The organism is Streptomyces sedi, assembly GCF_006335015.1.
Classification (GTDB): Bacteria; Actinomycetota; Actinomycetes; order Streptomycetales; family Streptomycetaceae; genus Streptomyces; species Streptomyces sedi.
The window spans coordinates 163246-182157 of record NZ_VDGT01000004.1 but is presented as its reverse complement, the minus strand read 5'-3'; the positions used below and the strand labels follow the sequence as shown (position 1 = coordinate 182157).

Annotated in this window: 17 protein-coding genes and 1 pseudogene; 3 read left to right on the top strand and 15 right to left on the bottom strand. The window is 72.2% G+C overall.

All coding sequences use genetic code 11. The features are described 5' to 3' along the window. The first annotated feature begins 22 nt into the window (after positions 1–22). Positions 23–1093 (top strand): acetylserotonin O-methyltransferase, encoded by a 1071-nt coding sequence (locus FH715_RS07450; RefSeq protein WP_246108613.1) that lies wholly within the window; start codon positions 23–25, stop codon positions 1091–1093. 99 nt (positions 1094–1192) lie between these two features. Here the strand turns inward: FH715_RS07450 and FH715_RS07445 are convergent, their stop codons facing one another. Genes FH715_RS07445 through FH715_RS07420 form a run of 6 tightly spaced genes read right to left on the bottom strand, consistent with a single transcriptional unit; the run spans position 1193 to position 6218 of the window. Continuing rightward, the gene (locus FH715_RS07445) at positions 1193–2386 is read right to left on the bottom strand and encodes a cytochrome P450 (protein WP_139642037.1); all 1194 of its coding nucleotides are present in this window, start codon (positions 2384–2386) and stop codon (positions 1193–1195) included. After that, positions 2383–2985 carry a GTP-binding protein gene (locus tag FH715_RS07440; RefSeq protein WP_139642035.1) on the bottom strand — a complete coding sequence of 201 codons (603 nt, stop codon included), beginning with the start codon at positions 2983–2985 and terminating at the stop codon, positions 2383–2385. The genes FH715_RS07445 and FH715_RS07440 overlap by 4 nt, the downstream gene beginning before the upstream one ends. Continuing rightward, positions 2963–3334, bottom strand: a complete 372-nt coding sequence (locus FH715_RS07435) for a DUF742 domain-containing protein (RefSeq protein WP_139642034.1) — start codon at positions 3332–3334, stop codon at positions 2963–2965. The genes FH715_RS07440 and FH715_RS07435 overlap by 23 nt, the downstream gene beginning before the upstream one ends. Next, positions 3331–3759: a roadblock/LC7 domain-containing protein gene (locus FH715_RS07430; protein WP_139642032.1), complete on the bottom strand. Its 429-nt coding sequence runs from the start codon at positions 3757–3759 to the stop codon at positions 3331–3333. The genes FH715_RS07435 and FH715_RS07430 overlap by 4 nt, the downstream gene beginning before the upstream one ends. Next, entirely contained in the window at positions 3756–5135 is a 1380-nt protein-coding gene (locus FH715_RS07425) for an ATP-binding protein (RefSeq protein WP_139642030.1), read from the bottom strand. Before FH715_RS07425 ends, FH715_RS07430 begins: the two co-directional genes overlap by 4 nt. Before the next feature lie 60 nt (positions 5136–5195). Further along, on the bottom strand, positions 5196–6218 hold the full coding sequence (locus FH715_RS07420) for an MBL fold metallo-hydrolase (RefSeq protein WP_139642028.1): 1023 nt from the start codon (positions 6216–6218) through the stop codon (positions 5196–5198). Between the two features lie 487 nt (positions 6219–6705). Here FH715_RS07420 and FH715_RS07415 point away from each other — a divergent pair, with 487 nt between their 5' ends. Then, positions 6706–7395, top strand: coding sequence for a glycoside hydrolase family 11 protein (locus FH715_RS07415; protein ID WP_139642027.1), 690 nt, complete (start codon positions 6706–6708; stop codon positions 7393–7395). Between the two features lie 354 nt (positions 7396–7749). Here the strand turns inward: FH715_RS07415 and FH715_RS07410 are convergent. Next, positions 7750–8697: pseudogene (locus tag FH715_RS07410) on the bottom strand (helix-turn-helix transcriptional regulator); the annotation flags it as partial. A 209-nt stretch (positions 8698–8906) separates the two neighbouring features. Between FH715_RS07410 and FH715_RS07405 the strand changes: the two are divergent. Then, entirely contained in the window at positions 8907–9386 is a 480-nt protein-coding gene (locus FH715_RS07405; RefSeq protein WP_246108626.1) for a DinB family protein, read from the top strand. A 162-nt stretch (positions 9387–9548) separates the two neighbouring features. Here the strand turns inward: FH715_RS07405 and FH715_RS07400 are convergent, their stop codons facing one another. From FH715_RS07400 to FH715_RS07365, 8 genes are all read right to left on the bottom strand, one after another. After that, positions 9549–10568, bottom strand: coding sequence for a hypothetical protein (locus FH715_RS07400; protein ID WP_425472692.1), 1020 nt, complete (start codon positions 10566–10568; stop codon positions 9549–9551). 245 nt (positions 10569–10813) lie between these two features. Beyond that, positions 10814–11476, bottom strand: a complete 663-nt coding sequence (locus tag FH715_RS07395) for a hypothetical protein (protein WP_139642020.1) — start codon at positions 11474–11476, stop codon at positions 10814–10816. Between the two features lie 120 nt (positions 11477–11596). Further along, positions 11597–12934 (bottom strand): hypothetical protein, encoded by a 1338-nt coding sequence (locus FH715_RS07390; protein ID WP_139642018.1) that lies wholly within the window; start codon positions 12932–12934, stop codon positions 11597–11599. Positions 12935–12956: 22 nt separating this feature from the next. Continuing rightward, positions 12957–13466 (bottom strand): SigE family RNA polymerase sigma factor, encoded by a 510-nt coding sequence (locus FH715_RS07385; protein ID WP_139642016.1) that lies wholly within the window; start codon positions 13464–13466, stop codon positions 12957–12959. Between the two features lie 727 nt (positions 13467–14193). Next, positions 14194–15408 carry a hypothetical protein gene (locus tag FH715_RS07380; protein WP_139642013.1) on the bottom strand — a complete coding sequence of 405 codons (1215 nt, stop codon included), beginning with the start codon at positions 15406–15408 and terminating at the stop codon, positions 14194–14196. 386 nt (positions 15409–15794) lie between these two features. Further along, positions 15795–16163, bottom strand: coding sequence for a hypothetical protein (locus FH715_RS07375; RefSeq protein WP_139642011.1), 369 nt, complete (start codon positions 16161–16163; stop codon positions 15795–15797). A 259-nt stretch (positions 16164–16422) separates the two neighbouring features. Further along, a complete protein-coding gene (locus tag FH715_RS28115; protein WP_170184664.1) occupies positions 16423–16956 on the bottom strand; it encodes a hypothetical protein in 534 nt (177 codons plus the stop codon). A 925-nt stretch (positions 16957–17881) separates the two neighbouring features. Then, a complete protein-coding gene (locus FH715_RS07365) occupies positions 17882–18889 on the bottom strand; it encodes a glutathione S-transferase family protein (protein ID WP_139642009.1) in 1008 nt (335 codons plus the stop codon). Between the last annotated feature and the right edge of the window lie 23 nt (positions 18890–18912).

The following is an 18912-nucleotide window of genomic DNA, read 5'->3' as shown; positions in this document are numbered from 1 at the left end:
CGACTCGAAAGGGACCAGTGCAATGACTCCTGAGGCCACACTCGCCCGCTTCCGCGAGTACATGGTGGGACCGGCGCGGTTCATGACCCTGCTGTCCTGTTTCGAGCTGGGCGTCGTCGACGCTCTGCGGGAGCGGCCGGGGCTGACCGCGGCCCAGTTGGGCGAGGCCGTCGACGTGAAGCCGGACGCGGTGGAGCAGCTGCTCTTCCTGCTGGTGAAGGAGCGCTTCGTCGCGTGGGACGAGGAGTCGGGCGGCTACACGCTGGACGCGCTCGCCGAGGTCCCGGAGCAGGATCTGCGGCGCGCGCTGACCTACATGAACATGATCAAGGTGGTGGCACTGCGCCAGCTGTTCTATCTGACGGAGAGCGCCAGAACGGGCACCCTGGTCGGGCTGAAGGAGCTGTACGGGGCGGAGGGCACGCTCTACGGCGCGGTCGCCGAGCACCGGGACCTGCGCGAGTCCTGGGCGACACTGATGGACACGGTCACCACGCGGATCGACCCCTGGTTCTTCGAGCACGCCGACATCCCCGCCGGCTCCCGGGTGTTGGATCTCGCGGGCAACACCGGTCTCGGGGCGATCCACACCTATCAGTGGAAGAAGTCGCCCGGTCTGCGGGTGACCACGTTCGATCTGCCGGAGAAGGAGCAGGAGGCGCTGGCCAACTTCCGGGCGCACGGCGTGGCCGAGCACTGCTCCTTCGTCGGGGGCGACGTCTTCGAGAAGATCCCCTCGGGCTTCGACGTGGTGCTGATCAAGCACTTCCTGGACATGTTCGACCGGGACGACGTCTTCCGCATCCTGCGGGGCGTCCACGACACGCTGGACGTCGGCGGCCGGGTCAACGTGCTGGTGCCGGTCTATCCGGAGGACCCGCACGACACCGACAACTACAACGTCGACTTCTTCCCCGCGTTCTTCGTCGGCTGCACCATGGGCCAGGGCGGACCGCAGAAGCTCTCCGTCTACCGGCGCTGGCTGGAGGAGTGCGGGTTCACCGTGACGGCGACGGTCTCCAAGGACCCGGCCGAGATCCCGAGTGACGTGATCCCGGTCCCGGCGATCCTCTCCGCGACGAAGACGGCCTGACGCCCTCGCGCACACCCCGAAACCCACCGCCCCCGGCGGCGCCCGGCCACCCGGCCGGACGCCGCCGGGGGTTTTCGCGTTCCCCCGGGGCCCGGCGGCTCACCAACCGGTCAACGTGCTGAACCTGACCGGCAGATGGGTCAGGGCACGGTGGAAAGGTCCCGGCCGCCACAGCAGTTCCGACGGGTGGCAGGTCAGTTCCATGTCCGTGAGGTGGCTGGTCAGCTGCTCGATGGCGGTGATCGCGATCAGCAGCGCCGGCTGGCGGGCCGGGCAGCCGTGCGGGCCGGCCGCCCAGGCCAGGTGCGCGTTGTCCCCGGAGCGCGGCAGGTCGTGGCCGACCGGCGGCCTCGACTGGAGGTTGGCGGCGGCGTAGGAGACCAGCACCAGCTCGCCGGCGCGCAGCTGGCGGCCGTGGAAGACGGTGTCGTAACGGGGGTAGTGCGCCGAGAAGTTGGCGACCGGCGGGTCCTGCCACAGCACCTCGTTGATCGCCTCGTGGGCGGTCATCGCGCCGCCGTAGAGCGAGCCGGCGTACCGCGGGTCGGTCAGCATGTGCAGCAGCGCGTTGCCGATCAGGTTGGTGCTGGGCTCGTGGCCGGCGCTCATGGTGAGGGTGATCTGGCGGATCACCTCGTCGTTCTCCAGCCCCGCCGGGTGGGCGATGAACCAGGAGATCAGGTCGCGGCGCGGGCGGACCCTGCGGTCGGCGACCAGCCGGGTCACGACGGCGACCAGGTCGGCGTAGGCGGCGGCGGCGTTGCCCGCCGAGTTCATCATCCCGGCGATGCCGTTGACCAGCCGGTCGCTGTCCTCCTCCGGGACGCCGAACCAGCTGTTGAAGACGTGCAGCGGCAGCTGCCGCGCGTACTGCGTCATCAGGTCGGCGTGGCCGGTCGCCGAGAAGTCCCGGATCAGCCGCTGCGCGGCCGTGGAGACCTGGCGTTGCAGCACGTGCGGCTCGATCAGGCCGAGGCTGTCGGTGATGGCCGCGCGGTAGCGGGCGTGGACGTCGCCGTCGCTGAAGAGCGCGGTGGGCCGGTAGGCGAGCATCGGCAGGATCGGCGAGTCCGGCGGGACGGTGGTCTGCCAGCCGCGCGGGTCCTTGGAGAACGTGTGGGTGTCGCGCAGCAGGTCGAGTGCCGCCTGGTAGTCGGTGACCAGCAGCGCCCGCACTCCGGGCGCCAACTCGACCGGCGCCACGGGGCCGTGCACCCGCAGCCGCTCGTAGTGGCCTGCCGGGTCGGCCGCGAAGTCCGGGCCGTAGAGGGCGAGCGGGGTCGAGGTGGTCATGGCCGGTCCTCGGGTAGTCGGGTCAGTACGTGCTCGGCCAGCGCGATCAGGGGCTCCACGCTGCTGCGGCGTTCGCGCGCGTCGCACTGCACCAGTGGGGTGCTCGGGTGCAGGTCGAGGTGTTTGCGGAGCACCTCGTCGCCGTAGGTGGGCGCGTCGGGGAAGCGGTTGACGGCGACCGCGTAGGGCAGCCCCTGCTCCTCGACCATGTCCATGACGGGGAACGAGTCGCCGAGCCGCCGCGTGTCGGCCAGCACCAACGCGCCCAGCGCGCCGCGCGCGATGTCCTCCCACAGCGGGAAGAACCGCTCCTGTCCCGGCGTGCCGAAGAGGTAGAGCACCAGCTCGCCCGGGACGGTGAGCCGGCCGAAGTCGACGGCGACGGTCGTCGTCGTCTTGTCGGGCACGCCGGCGAGGTCGTCGTGCCCGGCGCCGGTCTCGGTCATCGCCTCCTCGGTGTGCAGGGGAGGGATCTCGGAGAGGGTCCGGATCAAGGTGGTCTTGCCCACTCCGAACGGGCCGGTGACCACCAGCTTCATCAGGGTCTGTCCGCCGGCTGGCAGGTATCCGACCAGGTCAACGGAGGGTGCGGAGTCCAACGAGAAGCCTCTCCACGAGCGAACGGTCTATCTCTTGCGCCCGGGGCACCGGTCCCCGCGCTTGCAGGTGGCCGCTTTCGATCAGATCGGCCGCGACGACCACGGTGGCGCTGACCGGCAGCCCCAGATGGGCGGCGCACTCGACCAGGCTGAGGGAACCGGGCGCTAACAGGGCGCACAGCCGGTGGTGTTCGGGCCCGATACCCGCGGTGGCCTCGGGTGTCTCGGTGAGCTTGGCGTCGGCCAGGGTCAGCACGGAGAGCCGGTCCAGGTCCGCGCGCGAGGTCAGCTGCCGCCCGCCGGTGACCAGATAGGCGGGGACGAGTCGGCGTCGGGGCGCACGGCTCATGGCCTGGTGGTGGCATCCGGCTGGCGGGCCGGGGCGGACATGGCCCGGGCCAGCGCGGCGACCTGCACCTGCATCTGGTAGGCGATGTTGCCCAGCTGGGCGTCGGGTTCGGCGAAGAGCGCGAGCGAGGTGTTCTTCCCGGCGGGGACGACGATGGCGAAGCCCTGCTCGGACTCGACGACCGTCTGCTGGAGCCCGGGCGCCTCCCGCTCGGTGAACGCGGTGGTGAAGGCGCGGGCCGCGGCGTGCAGGGTCGCCGTCATCGCGGCCACCCGTTCCGCCGACGCCCTGCCGAGCCCGGGGGAGCTGCCCTCGACCAGGCCGTCACCGGTCGCGATCACCGCGTGGCGGACGCCCGGCAGTTCGAGCAGCGGCGTCAGGACCCAGGCGAGGCCGTCCGCCGAGCGGGCTTGGGGGGTGTTCACGTGCCCTCGTCTCCTTCGTGGTCTCGTCCGCCTGCCGTCCTCGGCGCCGGCAGGCCGCCGACGGCGTTCCGCCCGCTGACGGTGCCCTGTTGCAGGGCGCTCCAGCGGGCGTCGGCCTCCTCGGGCGTCCGCGCGGCGACCCGTGCGTCGGCCAGGCCCGTCGCGTCCTGGTGGCGGGGGGCGCGGCGGCGGCGGCTCGGCAGGCGTGCCGTGTCGGGGTCGGGTTCCGGTACGTCGACCGGCCGCCGCGGCGTCGGCTCCCCCGTCCCCGGGACGGGAACACCGTGGCCCTCGCGCCCCGTCGGGGTGGGGCGCGCCTGGACCGGCTCGGGGGCCAGCACCGACAGGTCGTGCTCGTCCTCCACCACGGTGAGCATCTCGGCCGGCACCCTCAGCATGGCACGGACGCCGCCGTAGGGGGAGGGCTCCACATGGCAGGTGAAGCCGTACTGGCGCGCCAGCCGCCCGACGACGGCGAACCCGGCCTGCGGCGGGTTGCCCAGCTCGGTCAGCAGCAGCCCCTCGGGCCCCACCAGCAGCCGGCGCGCGCGGGTGAGGGCGTCCTCCTCCATGCCGATGCCGGCGTCGTCGATGACGAGGAACACCCCGCGGCCACCGCCGTGTTGCAGCGTGACGGGCACCTCGGTCTCGGGGTGCGAGTAGGCGGTGGCGTTGGCCAACAGCTCGGCCAGCGCGATGGCCAGCGGCTCGGCGGCGCGGGCGACGACGCCGAGGCGCTGCTCGCGCAGGTGGTTGGTGACCTTGACGCGCTGGTAGCCGGGCACCCGGGACTGCGCCCCGCGGACCACCTCGGCCAGCGGCGAGTCGGTGCGGGCCAGTCCCGGCCACGCCTCGCAGAGCACGGCGGTGGCCTGGATGCGGCGCAGCGCCAGCTCGTTGCGGAAGTCGAGTTCCAGCAGGCGCAGGTCGTCGTTCTCGTGCTGGAGTTCGTGGAGCAGGCTCTGGATCTGGTAGAGCAGCGACTGGACCTTGGCGGTGGCGCCGCGCATGGAGGCCCTGGCGGCGGCGTCCACCCGTTCGCGCTCCTCGCCGAGGGCGGCGAGCACCGCGTCCAGCGCCTCGTTCAACGCGGCCACGGCCTCCGGGCCGATCTCGCCCGCCGAGGGCGGCGGCGGGACGGGCGCGTGGGGGTGGGTCAGCGCCATCGCGGCGGCCGGGACGCGTTCCCTGGCCAGCCGCCGCAGCTCACCGGTGACCGCGTCGAGGCGGCGCACCGTGCCCATCTCCCTCGCCTCGACCGCGCGGGCCAGCGCCTCGGCGGCGCGCAGCCGTGAGAGATCACGGCGGCGCTGCCAGAGCGCTCCGGCGAGCACCACCAACGCCGTCGTCAGCGCCGCGAGCACCGCGCCCGTCATGGCTCCTCCGTCTCACAGGGTCGCCCCAGGTCAACCACCGGCAGGTCACTCACCGGCAGCTCACTCACCGGCGGACCGGCCCTCGGCGGACCGCTCCTCGACAGCACCGCCGTCGGCCGTCAACTGGTGGGCCAGGGTGGCGACTTGGGTCATCACTTCCACGATGTTGGGCCGCTGGGTGCCGTCCAGGTGACGGTACTCGGTACCGATGGTCACCACCAGCCGCTCCGGCAACTCCAACTCGCGCCCCAGTCCCTCGTCGATCAGCCGGCGCGCGGCCTCGTGCGCCGGGACGCCCGCGGCGTGCGCGGTGTGGGCCGCCTCCCGCACGCGTTCCAGATAGGCGATGTGCGCGCGCACGCCGGCGCGGTCGAGCACCGGACCGTGGCCCGGGACGAAGATCTCCGCGCCGGTCTCCAACACCTGTTCGCAGGCGGAGACGACATTGCCCAGCGGACCGGCCCAGTGCACCGGGTGGTCGCCCGGCTGCTCGGGGGTGGACGCGAAGACCACGTCGCCGGTGAAGACGGTGCGCTGCGCCGGCAGGTGGACGATGAGGTCGCCGGCGGTGTGCGCGGGCGGCAGGGCGCTGATCTGCACGGGGTAGTCGCCGACCGACAGCTCCAGCTCGCCGTTGAAGTAGGTGTGCGGCTGGACGGGTTCGGTGGTGGCCCAGTCGAACACGCCGAAGTGGCGCCGCAGATAGCCGCCCAGCGGGGAGTCGGGGTCGGTACCGAAGACCATGGCGTGCAGCTGCTGGGGCGGCGGCTCGAAGCACATCTGGTCGCGGGCGCCCCGGGTGACGATGATCTCGGCCTCCGGAACGACGCCGGCGCCCCAGTAGTGGTCGCCGTTGCCATGGGTGACCACCACCCGGTCGACGGACACGCCCTCGGGCAGCAGCGCGCGGCTGCGGTCGAGGAACGCCCCGGCCAGCACCGGGTCGTAGGGGGTGTCGATCCACAGGGCGGTGCGGGGCGAGACCAGCAGCCCGCAGTTCGCGAGCCCCCAGCCGCGGCGGGGCGGCAGCCACGCGTGGAGGTCCTTGCTTATCTCGGACACGGTCCAGTCCCTGATCGTCATGCGCGCGATTATGCCGTCACCCGGTCACGAGGGAAGAGCCGCGTGGTGACGGGCCGTCGCGGAGGCCGAGGGGCCCCGGGGGCGCCGGGAGGTCCGGAAGGTTTTCGATAATTCTCGGTTGGATGTGTGCGAATGCGCCGCACAGCGAGGCGAGTTGGTCCGTCGAGCGGACCGAGTGACGCGCGTTGCCCGGCCCTGAGCTGGCAGTACCAGCCCGACCGCGGGACGCGCCAGCGCTTCATCCTTCCGGGAATCTTGCGGAAGGCGTTGACAGCTTGTCGCCGCCGGAGCATTGTCATGGCACTGGCGATGAGACCAACTCACCGCCGGCGACGGCCACTTGAACGTGCGCCCCAGCTCACCGGTCCACGTGCGGGACGAGGGACCGGCCCATCCACCGCGCGCCGTTCCCGGCCACCGCACGTCCGCGTGCCGCTGGCCCGACCCCTGGCCGCCGGAGCCGCAACGTTCCACGAGGAGGACGAGCATGGACCAGGAGAACGCCCCCACCAGCCCCAAACTCAGCCGCAGGACGCTCATCGGCGGCGCCGGCGCCCTCGCGCTGGCCTCCGCGTCGGTGCTTTCGCTGCCGAGCAGAGCACAGGCGCAGACGGTCACGGAGAACCAGGAGGGCACCCACAACGGCTACTACTTCTCGTTCTGGACCGACGCCCCCGGCAGCGTCTCCATGACCATGGGCAACGGCGGGCAGTACAGCACCCAGTGGAGCAACACCGGCAACTTCGTCTGCGGCAAGGGCTGGAGCAACGGCAGTCGCCGCACCGTGAACTACTCGGGCAGCTTCAACCCGTCCGGCAACGGCTACCTGTGCCTCTACGGCTGGACGTCCAACCCGCTGGTCGAGTACTACATCGTGGACAGCTGGGGCACCTACCGGCCGACCGGCGAACACCGGGGAACGGTCAACACCGACGGCGGAAGCTACGACATCTACCACACGATGCGGTACAACGCCCCCTCGGTCGAGGGCACCCAGACGTTCCCGCAGTACTGGAGCACCCGGCAGTCCCCGCGCGTCGGCGGCTCCATCAACACCGGCGCGCACTTCGACGCCTGGGCCCAGTCCGGCATGAACCTCGGCGACTTCCGCTACTACATGATCATGGCCACCGAGGGCTACCAGAGCAGCGGTAACTCGGACATCTCGGTGAGCTGAGTCCGAGGCGGGGCCGGACGCCCGGCCGGGCGGGGCTGGCCGCCCGGCCGGGGCGGGGGCGGGTGGCGCGGCGATCGGGGATCGTCGCCGCGCCACACCCGGCCCGGGGCCCGGGGCCGAGGCCCAAGGCCCGAAGGGTCAGCCGGGCGGGGGCCCCGGTGCGGACGTGGCCCGTCCGACCGTGGCCCGGGCGGGGGCGGTCGGCGTGGTCGCGGTCTGTCCGGCACCGTCGGCAACGGTGACCGTGTCGGTGTCGGTGCCGGAGTCGGTAACCGTGACCGTGTCGGAGTCGGAGTCGATGACCGTGTCGGTGTCGGTGCCGGTACCGGAGTCGGTAACCGTGACCGTGTCGGTGGCGCGGGCGAAACGGCTGCCCCAGTCGGCGACGGCGGCGTGCAGTTCGGGCGGGCGGACGACCCGGAACTCGGCCTCGGCCGCGCCGAGGCACATCACCCCCCACTTCAGGGAGTCGACGGTCATCCGCACCCGGCAACGCCCCGCGTCGACCGCCTCCACCGTGCACCACCGACCGATGCGCCGGCGCACCACCTCCGCCGGCGCCTCGACGACGGCCTCCGCCTCCCACGGACCCGGCAGGCCGGTCAGCCTGGCCCGCACGAACGCGGCGGCGTCCGCCGCCGGCAGCACGCGCGGCGCGAACCGGCCACCGGTGCCCCGGGGTTCGGCCAGCCGGTCCAGTCGAAAGACACGCCAGTCGTGGCGGTCGAGGTCGTGGGCGACCAGATACCAGCGGCGCCCGACGCAGACCAACCGGTGCGGCTCCACCCGGCGTTCGCCACGCCGGCCGTCGGCGGTGGCGTAGGCGAAGGTGAGCCGTTCGCCGTCCCGGCAGGCCAGCGCGATCACCGTCAGCGCGGCCGGGTCGACGCCGGCGCTCGCGCCGCCCCACTCCACGGCGTCCGTTACGGCGCTCAGCGCCTCCACCCGGCGCCGCAGCCGGGCGGGCATCACCTGCACCACCTTGGCCAACACCCGCACCGAGGACTCGGCGATGCCCTCCACCGCGCCCCGCGCCGCGGTGTGCAGGCCGACGGCGAGCGCCACCGCCTCCTCGTCGTCGATCACCAGCGGCGGCAACGCCGCGCCCGCGGCCAGTTGGTACCCCCCGTCGACGCCGCGTCTGGCCTCGACCGGGTAGCCCAACTCGCGCAGCCGCTCGACATCGCGGCGCAGCGTGCGGGGCGAGACCCCGAGGCGCTCGGCCAACTCCTCGCCCGACCAGTGCCGATGGCTCTGGAGGAGGGAGAGCAGCCGCAGGGTGCGCCCGCTGGTGTTGGCCAAGGCGCCGTCCTCCTCCGCGTTCGCGGGGAACCGCGAGATTGCGGACAGAAAGTGTCCGCTGCCGTCTCTACCGTGTTCCCGGAACGACGAAAACGCAAGCGCACGGACGGTGGAGAAAGAACATGAGCGCTCAGGAACTGACCTCAGCGGAGACGGCCGTCGGCGAGACCGCCCCCGGGAACCGCACCGAACGAGCCGACCTGCGGGCGATGCTGGCCCACCAGCGGCACTTCCTCCGCTTCACCACCAGGGACCTCACCGACGAACAGGCCGGGCGGCGCACCACGGCGAGCGAGCTGTGTCTCGGAGGACTGATCAAACACGTCTCGTCGGTGGAACGCGGCTGGGCGCGCTTCATCCTGGAGGGCCCGTCGGCGATGGTCGACTTCTCCGCGATGACCGAGGAGGACTTCGCGGAGCGGGCCGCAGAGTTCCGGATGCTGCCCGGGGACACACTGGAGGGGGTGCTGGCGGAGTACGCGCGGGTGGCTGAGCGGACCGACGAGATCGTCGACTCCCTCCCCGACCTGGATCTGTCGCACCCGCTGCCGAAGGCGCCGTGGTTCGAGCCGAACGCCAGGTGGTCGGCGCGCCGGGTGCTGCTCCACATCGTCGCGGAGACCGCCCAGCACGCCGGTCACGCCGACATCATCCGGGAGTCGCTGGACGGCGCGAAGAGCATGGGCTGACCTGGCCCCCACCCGCCTTGGCCGTCCCGGAGCGGGTCGCTCACACCAGGCGGCTCACGACGCAGGACGACTCGTTCGCCCCACGCACCCCCTTCGCCCCGGGCAACTCCTTCGCCTCGGAAGGCTCGTTCACCCCGGACGACTCGTTCACCCCGGGTCGGCTCACCGGACGATGGTCTGTATCTCCTGCACCTCGACGTCCTGTTCGGTGCCGTAGGTGCCGTCGGGGAGATCGCCGCCCGTCCCTCCGGAGCCCTCCCAGGCGACGCTCCAGGTCAGCCCCGCGGCGAGCGAGAACGGACCGGTGCCGTGCGTGGCACGGAGATAGGTGATTCCGCAGGGCGGCGCCTGGTCGGTCTCCCCACCGGGGTGGGGGCTGCCTATGGCGCCGCCGTCGCCGGTCGGGCAGATGCCGGAGGCGGGGTGGAGGGTGGCGTCCCCGGTGCCGGCGTCGAGACTCAACGCGGTGGGCTCGGCGTGCGTGGTCGCCCAGATGTCGTACCCCTCGACCTGGGCCGTGACCTCGACGGGCTGGAAGTCGGCCGGGTCGAGCCATATCCAGGTGGCGAGGTTGACCGTCTGGGTGCCTTCCGGGTTCCACTCGATCTCGGTGGGAGGCACCCGGGTCTGGGCGTAGGCCAGTTCGGCGAGCATCTCGGGCGTCGGCACGCCGGGGATGTCGGGCGGCGCGTCGCCGAAGTCGACCCAGAACGTGGGCTCGTTGCAGGCCAGTTTGCCTTCGTGGTCGTCGGAGGCCGTGTTGATCACGGCGGTCCACCACATGCCCTCGCCCTCCAGGTCGAGGTTGTGGTCGTTGTACTCGCTGTCCTCCCCGTACGCCTCCTCGTGCATCTGGACGGCCTCGCCCTTGCCGGAGTGGAGGGGGGAGTTCAGGTAGTCCTGGAAGTTCTCCTTGAACTCCGTGGGGGTGTAGGTCGGGGCGTAGTAGCAGGGCGGCGGCGTCCAGGAGGTGTCGACGCTGCTGATCGTCCCGCCGTTCGTTCCGCCGCCGCCACTGGTGGTGATGGTGATGCCGGCGCCGGCCGCCAACTCGCCGTCGCCCCCCTCGCCAAACGTGTTCTCCGTGTGGTCGTTGAACCGGCCCCGGTTCTCCCCCTCGGCCGCCGCCTGCGGGGCGAGGACGAGTGGAGCACCGAACGCCAGCCCGCCGCCCAGCAGCACGACCGCCAACCACCGGACGGCACCTGGCCCCCGCCCCGGGAACCTCCCCCCATCGCCGCTCCCCCGCGCGGCCACAGCCCCGGCGGGTACGACAGCCCCGGCGGGTACGACGGCACCGGAGGCGGGCGCGGGTGCGGACGCGGAAAGGCCAGCGGGCGCGGGAGAGCCGGGGGGCATGGCGAGGTCGGAAGACAGGGGGGTGCCGGGAGGTACGGGGCCGCCCGCGGGAGCGGGGCCGTTGGTGCTCAGCATCTGTCTGTCTCCGGGTCCGCCACGGCCTCGGTGGTCTGCCAGACCCCGGCCTCGTTCCGATCGAGCTGCGTCACGTAGTGCACCTTCACGGTCACGGCCGAGTCGGGATCGGCCTCGCCGGAGCTGCGGGTGGTGGTCAACGACTCGCTGGCGTCGATGCAGTAGCTCACGGAGGCCCGCCCGGTCTCCTCGTCCACGGTCACCTGACGCTCGTAGTAGCGGGTGGTACCGGTGAAGCTCTCGTCGTTCTCCACCAGGGACTGGGCCCACTCGACGGCGGAGGTCAACGCCTCCCCCGAGGAGTAGAAGCCGAGCGCGGGGCGCTCCAGGTCGCCGCTGGTGATCGCCTCGTCGATCGAGTTGACCCGACGCTCGTGGTCGGCCAACACCGCCAACTCGACCGGGTCTTCCGTGCCGACCTCCTCGAAGACGTTGTCCACGTCGTCGGGCAGCGCGATGTCTGGCCGCTCGATGCCGTCGTCCTGCGGAGCGGGGGGCTCCCCGGCAGGGTCCTCGTCGCCGCCCGGGCTCCCGCCACCCTCGTCGACTCCGGGTATCTCCTCGCTGCTCTCCTCCCCGTCCCCACCGCACCCGGAGAGCAGCAACGAGGCGGCCGCCACACCGGCGACAAGGGCGGTCCTGGTTCGGCTGGTCACGCTGACTCCGGAGGGTGCGGCTGGGGCGGTCCTCTACAGCTTACGGAGCGGACCTCCCGCTGGGACCGGGTCGGAGTCAGTGAGATGCACCGCCGACTCCCACCGGACGCCGCGCCCCGCTCAACCGAGCAGCGCCAGCCACGCCGAGTCTCGGGCTATGTCGAGGAGTTGGTCTTCGGTCAACGGGGAGTCGCCGCCCGCGACCGGCCTGACCAGAACGAGGAGAGAGGCGCCGTCGGGGTAGTGGACATCGACCCGGGTCTCGGCCGCGCCGCCTTCGCCGGCGCAGAGGAACATCTGGGTGCCGTCCTCCAAGGTCTCCCGCTGGCAGCCTTCCGGCGTTTCCCCGGCCTCCCCGGGGAGGCCGGTGCTTTCGGCGACCTGGCCGCTGACCTCGACCCGGGCCGTGGCGACGCCGTCGGCGACCGACATGACCGCGCCGCCGGAGGTCTGGTTGGGCCGGTCCGTGACCGTGAGGCCGTTGGGAGCCAACTCCCGGAAGAGCCCGCTGAAACCGGCCGACGGAACCACCCCCCTCGCGCCCGGGTCGAGGGGCTCCTCGGGCGCGCCGTGCAGCACGTCGGCGCGATCGAAGAGCCGCTGCCAGACGGGCTCTTCGGAGAGCGCGACCAGCTCCGCCTCGCTGAGCGGGGCCGCCCTGCGCGGGGACTCCTCCTGCGCCTGGGGGGCGAGGTCGACGGTGAGCCTCCGCAACCCGTCCTTCCCCGACCCCCAACTCGTCGGCGACTCCACCCGCACGCTCCAGGAACGCTGGTCTGCCAGACGCAGGGCCCCGTCATCACCGCTCTCCGAGGCGCCACCGCCGTCCTGGTCCTGGTCCTGGTCCTGGCCGATGATGTCGAAACTCTGATCCTCTGGATCCCTCTCCGTCACCGAGCGCACGGAGCCGTCGGGCAGCTCGCTCTCCTCACATCGCGCCTCGTCGGGAACGACGGGCGCACAGCCGGCGTGGGCGCCCCAGTCCTCCGTCAGCCCGCGGGAGAGTGCCACCTCCAGCGTGTAACTCGCCTCCCCCGACTCGATCACGAACGACGCGACGGGCTCCGCCGACTGGTCGACGCCCACGGCCACCGTCCGCGCGACCCGCACGTCCTCGGGAAGCATCCCGCGCACGGCCGCAGTCAGCTCGGCCTCGGTCTCTGGCACCCCCGCCGTCGCGGCGACGCCGTCACCGTCCGCCGCCTTGCCGCTGCCGCCGGGGAGTTGGGTGGCGAGCACGGCGACTCCCGCGACGGCGACGGCCCCGGTCACGGTGGCGGCACGTCGACGCCACAGCCGCGCCCGCCCGCGCCGCAGGCCGCCGTCCACCAGCACCTCGGCGTCCGGCCGGAACCCGCCGCCCGCCGCCCGCAGTTGGGTGGCGAGCGTCCGCTCGAACGGGGTGAGCTGCTCATTGTCTGGCTCGTTGCTTGGCACGTTGTCTGGCTGGTTGGTCATCGGGCCCCCCTTTCACCGGGCTTCAGACGGCGGTCAGTTCGGCGAAGCCGGTCTGCTCCAGCTCGCTCCTGAGCTTGGCCAGCGCACGGCTGGAGCGGGAACGGACGGCGCTGGAGCTGGTGCGCAGGGCAGCCGCCGTCTGTTCGATGCTGAGGTCTTCCAGGTAGCGCATGACCACCACCGCCCGGTCCTTCGGCGGCAGGGTCGCGATGGCCTGGATCAAGGTGACCCGCAGCGAGAAGTCTCCTATCTCCACGGGCTCGTCCGGGAGCCAGGCCGCGGGCTGCTCACTGCTGCTACGCCGCCTGCGATGCGTGACGCAGGCGCGCACCAGCACCTTGCGCGCGTAGGCATCCGGATTCTCGATGCAGCGCTTGCGGCCCCACACGGTGAACATCCGTCCCAGGGTCTCCTGTACGAGGTCCTCGGCGAGGTGGGTGTCGCCACCGACCATCAGGCACGCCGACCGGAAGAGCCGCTGACTCCGACTCGCGGCGAACTGGCGAAAAGACTCCTCGTCTCGCCGCCTCATCACATCCCCCTGGCTCTCTTACTCAGGACCGTGGCCGTGGTGTCGTCCGCCACCGTGGCCCCTTCGCTGGTGGCACGGACGCCGATGCGGCGCCCTACACGGCTGGCGACCGCGCGGGCGCGGAGAGCCCGGATATCAGGAGGCGAAGCGTCGTCACCGGCCGTTCGTCCGCGCACGCGCCGCGCTCCCCCGCCCTCACCTCCTCACTCACCGCTGACACACCGCGCCTCGGGATTGGCCCGAATGCCGGGCTTCCCGACCGCGGCGGCGTCAACGCCGGCATCCGCGAACGCGTCGCGGTCCGCACCGTGGCACCGATGACCACGATGGCCCTCGCGACCGCCGCCCCCAGCAAGGCGAAGAGAGCGGCGACGGCTGCCGGCCGCGGCCGACCTCCCGGCGTCGTCTCGCTGCGCTTACTCATGTCGCACGTCTTCCTCACGCTGTCCCACCTCGGGGCCCTGCGGGGATCCGTCCCCCCGATCCCCCGGCTCCTCCGATGAGGCACTTCACCTATCTCGTCCCTCACCTATAGAGACGCTCGAGGCCCCGTCGGATGTCGCAGCCCTCGCGAAGATTTCTCTCCCGCCGCCACCGGCGAGTGCTCAGGGCGGCGTGCGCGGAGCCGCCACCCCGTCAGGACGACGCGGCGGGGCACGGCGAAAGGGGGGTGCCGGTCCGGCACCCCCCTTGTCCTCGCCTACGGCCGATCCGGCCGGAGGGCGGATCAGCCGATGAGCTCCCGCCACTCATCGGCCACCGCGATGTCACCCAACTCCTCGCTGCTCAACGGCGTACCGTCCCGCGAGGGCCGTTCGTTCTCACCGGCCCGGTTGTAGGCGGTGAGCGCGATGCTGCCGCCTTCGTCCGGGTAGCTGAGGGTGGCACCGCTGTACGCCAGCGGGGTGTCCTCGGTGGCCTCCTTCTCGCAGAGGCTCAGCGTGCTGCCGTCCTCCAACTCGCTGGCCGTGCAACGCGCGTCATCCGCGCCCGTCGCGGAAGCGGACCCCGCCGAGGTGCCCCCGCCGGCGGCCTCGGCAGCAGACGAACCCGGCATGGGGCCGCCGGCCTCGACACGGACCATGCCCGGGCCCTCGCCGTCGTCGGCGACAAGGTCCGCCACGCCCGGCCATTCGGAGTCCAGGTCGGTGACCTCGACCTCGTCGGGCGCCAGGGAGAGGAAGGTGTCCCGCAACTCCTCACCGGGGTAGGGGTCGTCCTCCGGAGGCTCGTTCGGAGCGTCGGGCGGTCCCCACTCCTCCTCGACCAGGTCCAGCACCTGCTGCCAGACCGGGGCCTGCGCGACCTCGGCCAACTCGTCCACGCTGACCGGCATCTCGTCCGGGCCCGGGGCGTCGTTCCCCTCCGGGTACCGCTCCGCCACCCGGACCGTGCGGAGGGTCTGGTACCCGTCCGCCTCGCCTCCCGGCCCGTTCCACACGGCCTCCCACTTGCCGGGCTCGGGCTCGTCGGTCTCCTCCCCCCTGGGCTCCCACGTCCAGTAGGAGAGGACGCCGCCGTCGGGCAACTCCGTCTCCTCGCAGAAGACGTAGTCGAACTCGTCGACCATGCCCGTGCAGCCTGCCTCGTCGCGCCAGTCCTCCACGCCCCGCTGCCCGGCGGCCAGATCGACCGGGGCGCCGGCGGACTCGTCCTCCGCCAGCAGGGAGGCGGTGACCTCCCAGTACTCGTCGACGCCCTGCCCCTCGGCATCCGAGGTCTCCACGCCTTCAGGCAGCAACTCCTCCAGCGCCTCGACCACATCCTTCTCCGTACGGGGCACCTCGTCCTCCGCCACCGGCGCGTGGGACCTGTCCGGCTCGGCATGGCTGGTCGAGGCGATGACCACGGCGGCCGTCGCGCCGGCCGTGACGGCCGCCACCGCTGCCAACCGCCGCTTCGACCAACGCCGTCCTGCGGCCTCCTCGCTTTGCTCACTCATGTCGTGCGTCTTACTCATAGATATCCCGTCCTGCGGGTCTCGTGGGCTTGGGCCTCGCGGCCTCTCGGCGGGCGCGCTTTCACACGTCCCGTCCTCACCCAGGAAGACGTCCCGGCCCACGCACGCCGTCGCAGGCGGAAGCAGAGTTTTTCCGAACCGGCGCACGCCGTCTTCTCGCGGGAACGGGACGTCCACGGGCCGACCGTACGATCCCCCGGGCGGTGGCGCCGCCGAACGGCGGCGCCACCCGAACCATCGTCCAATTTGTGCTGGTCAGCGCAGCTCTTTCGCTCACCGTGACTCAGCGACGCCTCGCTCGCCCCGGGAGCTCGACGCTCACATCGCCGTCACAGCTGTCACTCGCAGGAGCGACTCCGCGGGAGCCGCTACTCGGACGCGTCGACGGGCGCCTCGGCCTCGTCCTGCGGACCGTAGCCGAACCCGCCATCGGGATAGCCGCCGATGGCTTCCTCAGGCTGTACCGCGTCCTCCGCCGCCGCGGCATCGCCCGAGACCTCCTCGGCCAGATCGCTCGGGCCGTACCCGTAGCCTCCGTCGGCGTATCCGCCGATGCCTTCCTCAACCTCGATCGACGCGCCCCGCTCCGTCCGCGGCTCCTCACCGGAAAGCCCCGGCTGGGCCTGACTCGGCGAGGCGACGATCAGGGTCGCCAATGCCGCGGACGCGACGGCGCCTATACCTGCCAGGCGCAGTTTCGTTGACCGACTCGTCGTCTTCTGGCTGTCGTCGCTCATGCGCTTCGACCCCTCGTAGCTCTCCGGGCGGGGCCCGAAGGGCCTCCGCCGAGCGGACTCTTCTCCCCTCTCACCCTGCCACCTGGATAGACACTCCAGCCCGGCCTCAATGTCGCAGTAGTCCCAAAAGTTTGTGAAGCCGCCGCCACTCTGACGTAGAAGGGTCCACACAAAAAGCCCGCAGCTCAGGCGACCGGTGCCCGGCGATCAGTGCTCGGCGCGGAGCGCCGCTCCCGGCGGCGCCCCGCTCTCCCGAGGGTCAGCGCGCCGCCTCCGCGGCGACCTCCAGCTCCTCGGCCGGGACCACGGAACCCGTCTCGTCCTCCCCGTCCCAGTCACCATCGGCCTCGGCGGCAGCCTCCGCCGGCATCGGCTCGGCCTCGGCGGCCTCGGCGATCACGTCAGCCCCGGGCTCCGCCTCCGCGGCGACCTCCAGCTCCTCGATCGGGACCACGGGACCGGTCGTGTCCTCCCACTCCGCGTCGTCCCCCTCGCCCGCCTCCGCCGCGACCGCCCCGGCCTCGGCGGCAGCGTCCGACGCCCCCTCGGCCGCGATCTCCAGCTCCTCGATCGGGACCACGGAACCCGTCTCGTCCTCCCCGTCCCAGTCACCATCGGCCTCGGCGGGCGCGCTCCGCTCGCCGGACACGTCCCCAGCGGACGTCCCGGGCTGGGCGTGACTCGTCGCGGCAACGCCCATCGTGGCGAACGCCGCCGCGACGAGGGCGGCTATGCCGACGAGTCGGCGCTGCTTCGTCGACCGGCTTTCCGTACCGCGGCTGTGCTTGCTCATGCGTACTTCTCCTTGGCTCTCTCTGGGCGGGCCTGCTGGCGTTCTCCGGCGAGCGGGCTCCTCGCCCTCCTCGCCCCGCCACCTATAAAGACGCGTCGGCACAGCCCGCATGTCGCAGACTTTCCAGCATTCCTCTCGCGACCGCCGCCGGCTCAGTCCTCAGAAGAGGAGGAAGCGGCGGAGGGAGAGGAGGAGGCGGAGCGTGTGCCGGCGCCGTTCTGGTGGATGTGAGTGTCGCCGTCGGTCACGGCGCGCAGACGGTGCCGAGTTCGCGCGGCGTTGGTCCGGACAACCGACCCGCCGTCGGGCGGGTCGAGACGTGGTCGCCGTCACCCGCGACGACCGACCCGTGGGCGTCGCCCCCGGTCCGCACACCGCGATGGTCGCCTGACGCGGTCGTCATGTCGCGGCCCCGCGGCCGTTCGCGCGCAACCGAACGGCCTCGGAGAGGGCGCGTTCGTGGCCGGCTCGCGCCGCACGCCGGGAACGTGCGCCTCGGGCCCGCCGGCGCCGCCAGCGGCTGACCGTTCGGGTGCTGGCGCGCCTTTCGAAAGCCGCGCCGGCGCGCGCCGTGCTCGCGCAGGCGCCCCCTCGGTCGTGGCCGCCGTGCTGATCTCCCGCCACATCCACGATGAGCCCGTGCGCCACGGCTACCCGGGAATCGACCGGGAGGGGCCTGACCACATCTCTCGGACCACACCGCCCCGCCCCCTGGCCGACCGTCGCAACCACCCAGCCCGCCGATACCCGCGTCCGCGCGGCCCGCACCGACCGAACCCGCGAGCCCCCGGCGAGTGCCCGGCCCGCTCGCACCGCCCCGCCCCGCTATCGACGGCCCGTGACCGCGCGCACCGCTCGACCAACGCCGGTCACGCAGGCCACGCAGCGGCCCACCCGCCGCGGATCTCGTCGTGCGGCCCCCCTCTCAGAGGATCACCTCCCCCGCCGGCGGCGGGCCCGGCGGTGTGGCGCCCGGGGCGAACGGGGAGCCGCCGAGTTGCTCGCGGTGGTGGGGGGTCGACCAACCGGACAGGTCGGGGCCGGCGGGCACCACGCCCGTCGGGTTGATGCCGGTGTGCACCCGGTAGTAGTGCTGCTTGATGTGGTCGAAGTCGACCGTGTCGCCGAACCCCGGCGTCTGGTAAAGGTCCCTGGCGTACGCCCAGAGCACGGGGTCCTCGGTCAGCTTGTTGCGGTTGCACTTGAAGTGGCCGTGATACACCGCATCGAAGCGCACCAGCGTGGTGAAGAGCCGGATGTCGGCCTCCGTGATGTGGTCGCCGACCAGGTAACGGCGCTCCGCCAGACGGTCGGAGAGCCGGTCGAGCCGGTGGAAGACGTCCGCGTACGCCGCCTCGTACTCGTCCTGGTCGGTGGCGAACCCGGCGCGGTAGACCCCGTTGTTCACGTCGCGGAAGACGTCCTCCGCGATCTCGTCGATCTCGTCCCGCAGCCGCTCCGGGTAGAGGTCGGGCGCGCCCGGCCGGTGCAGGGCCGTCCACTCGGTGGCCAGGTCGAGGGTAATCCGCGGGTAGTCGTTGGTGACCAGCACCCCGCTCGGCACGTCCACGATCGCCGGCACGCTGACCCCGCCCGGGTAGTCCGTCTCGCGCGCGTCATACGCCTCGTGCAGGAAGCGGACTCCCAGTACCGGGTCCCGTTCATCGGGGTCCAGCGTGAACCGCCAGCTGCGGTCGTCCTGGATCGGGTCGACCACCCCGAGGGAGAGCGCGGACTCAAGCCCGAGCAACCTCCGCGAGATCAGCGCCCGGCTCGCCCACGGGCAGGCACGGCTGACCACCAGCCGGTAACGCCCCGCCTCCACCGGCCACCCGTCCTCGCCCGCCGCCGTGATCCGGTCGGTGAAGTGGCTCCGTGAACGCTTAAATTTCTTACGGCCGTACTCGGTGTTGCCCTCGCCCAACCCGGTCATGGCGTTCCCCGCGTCCTCGTCGT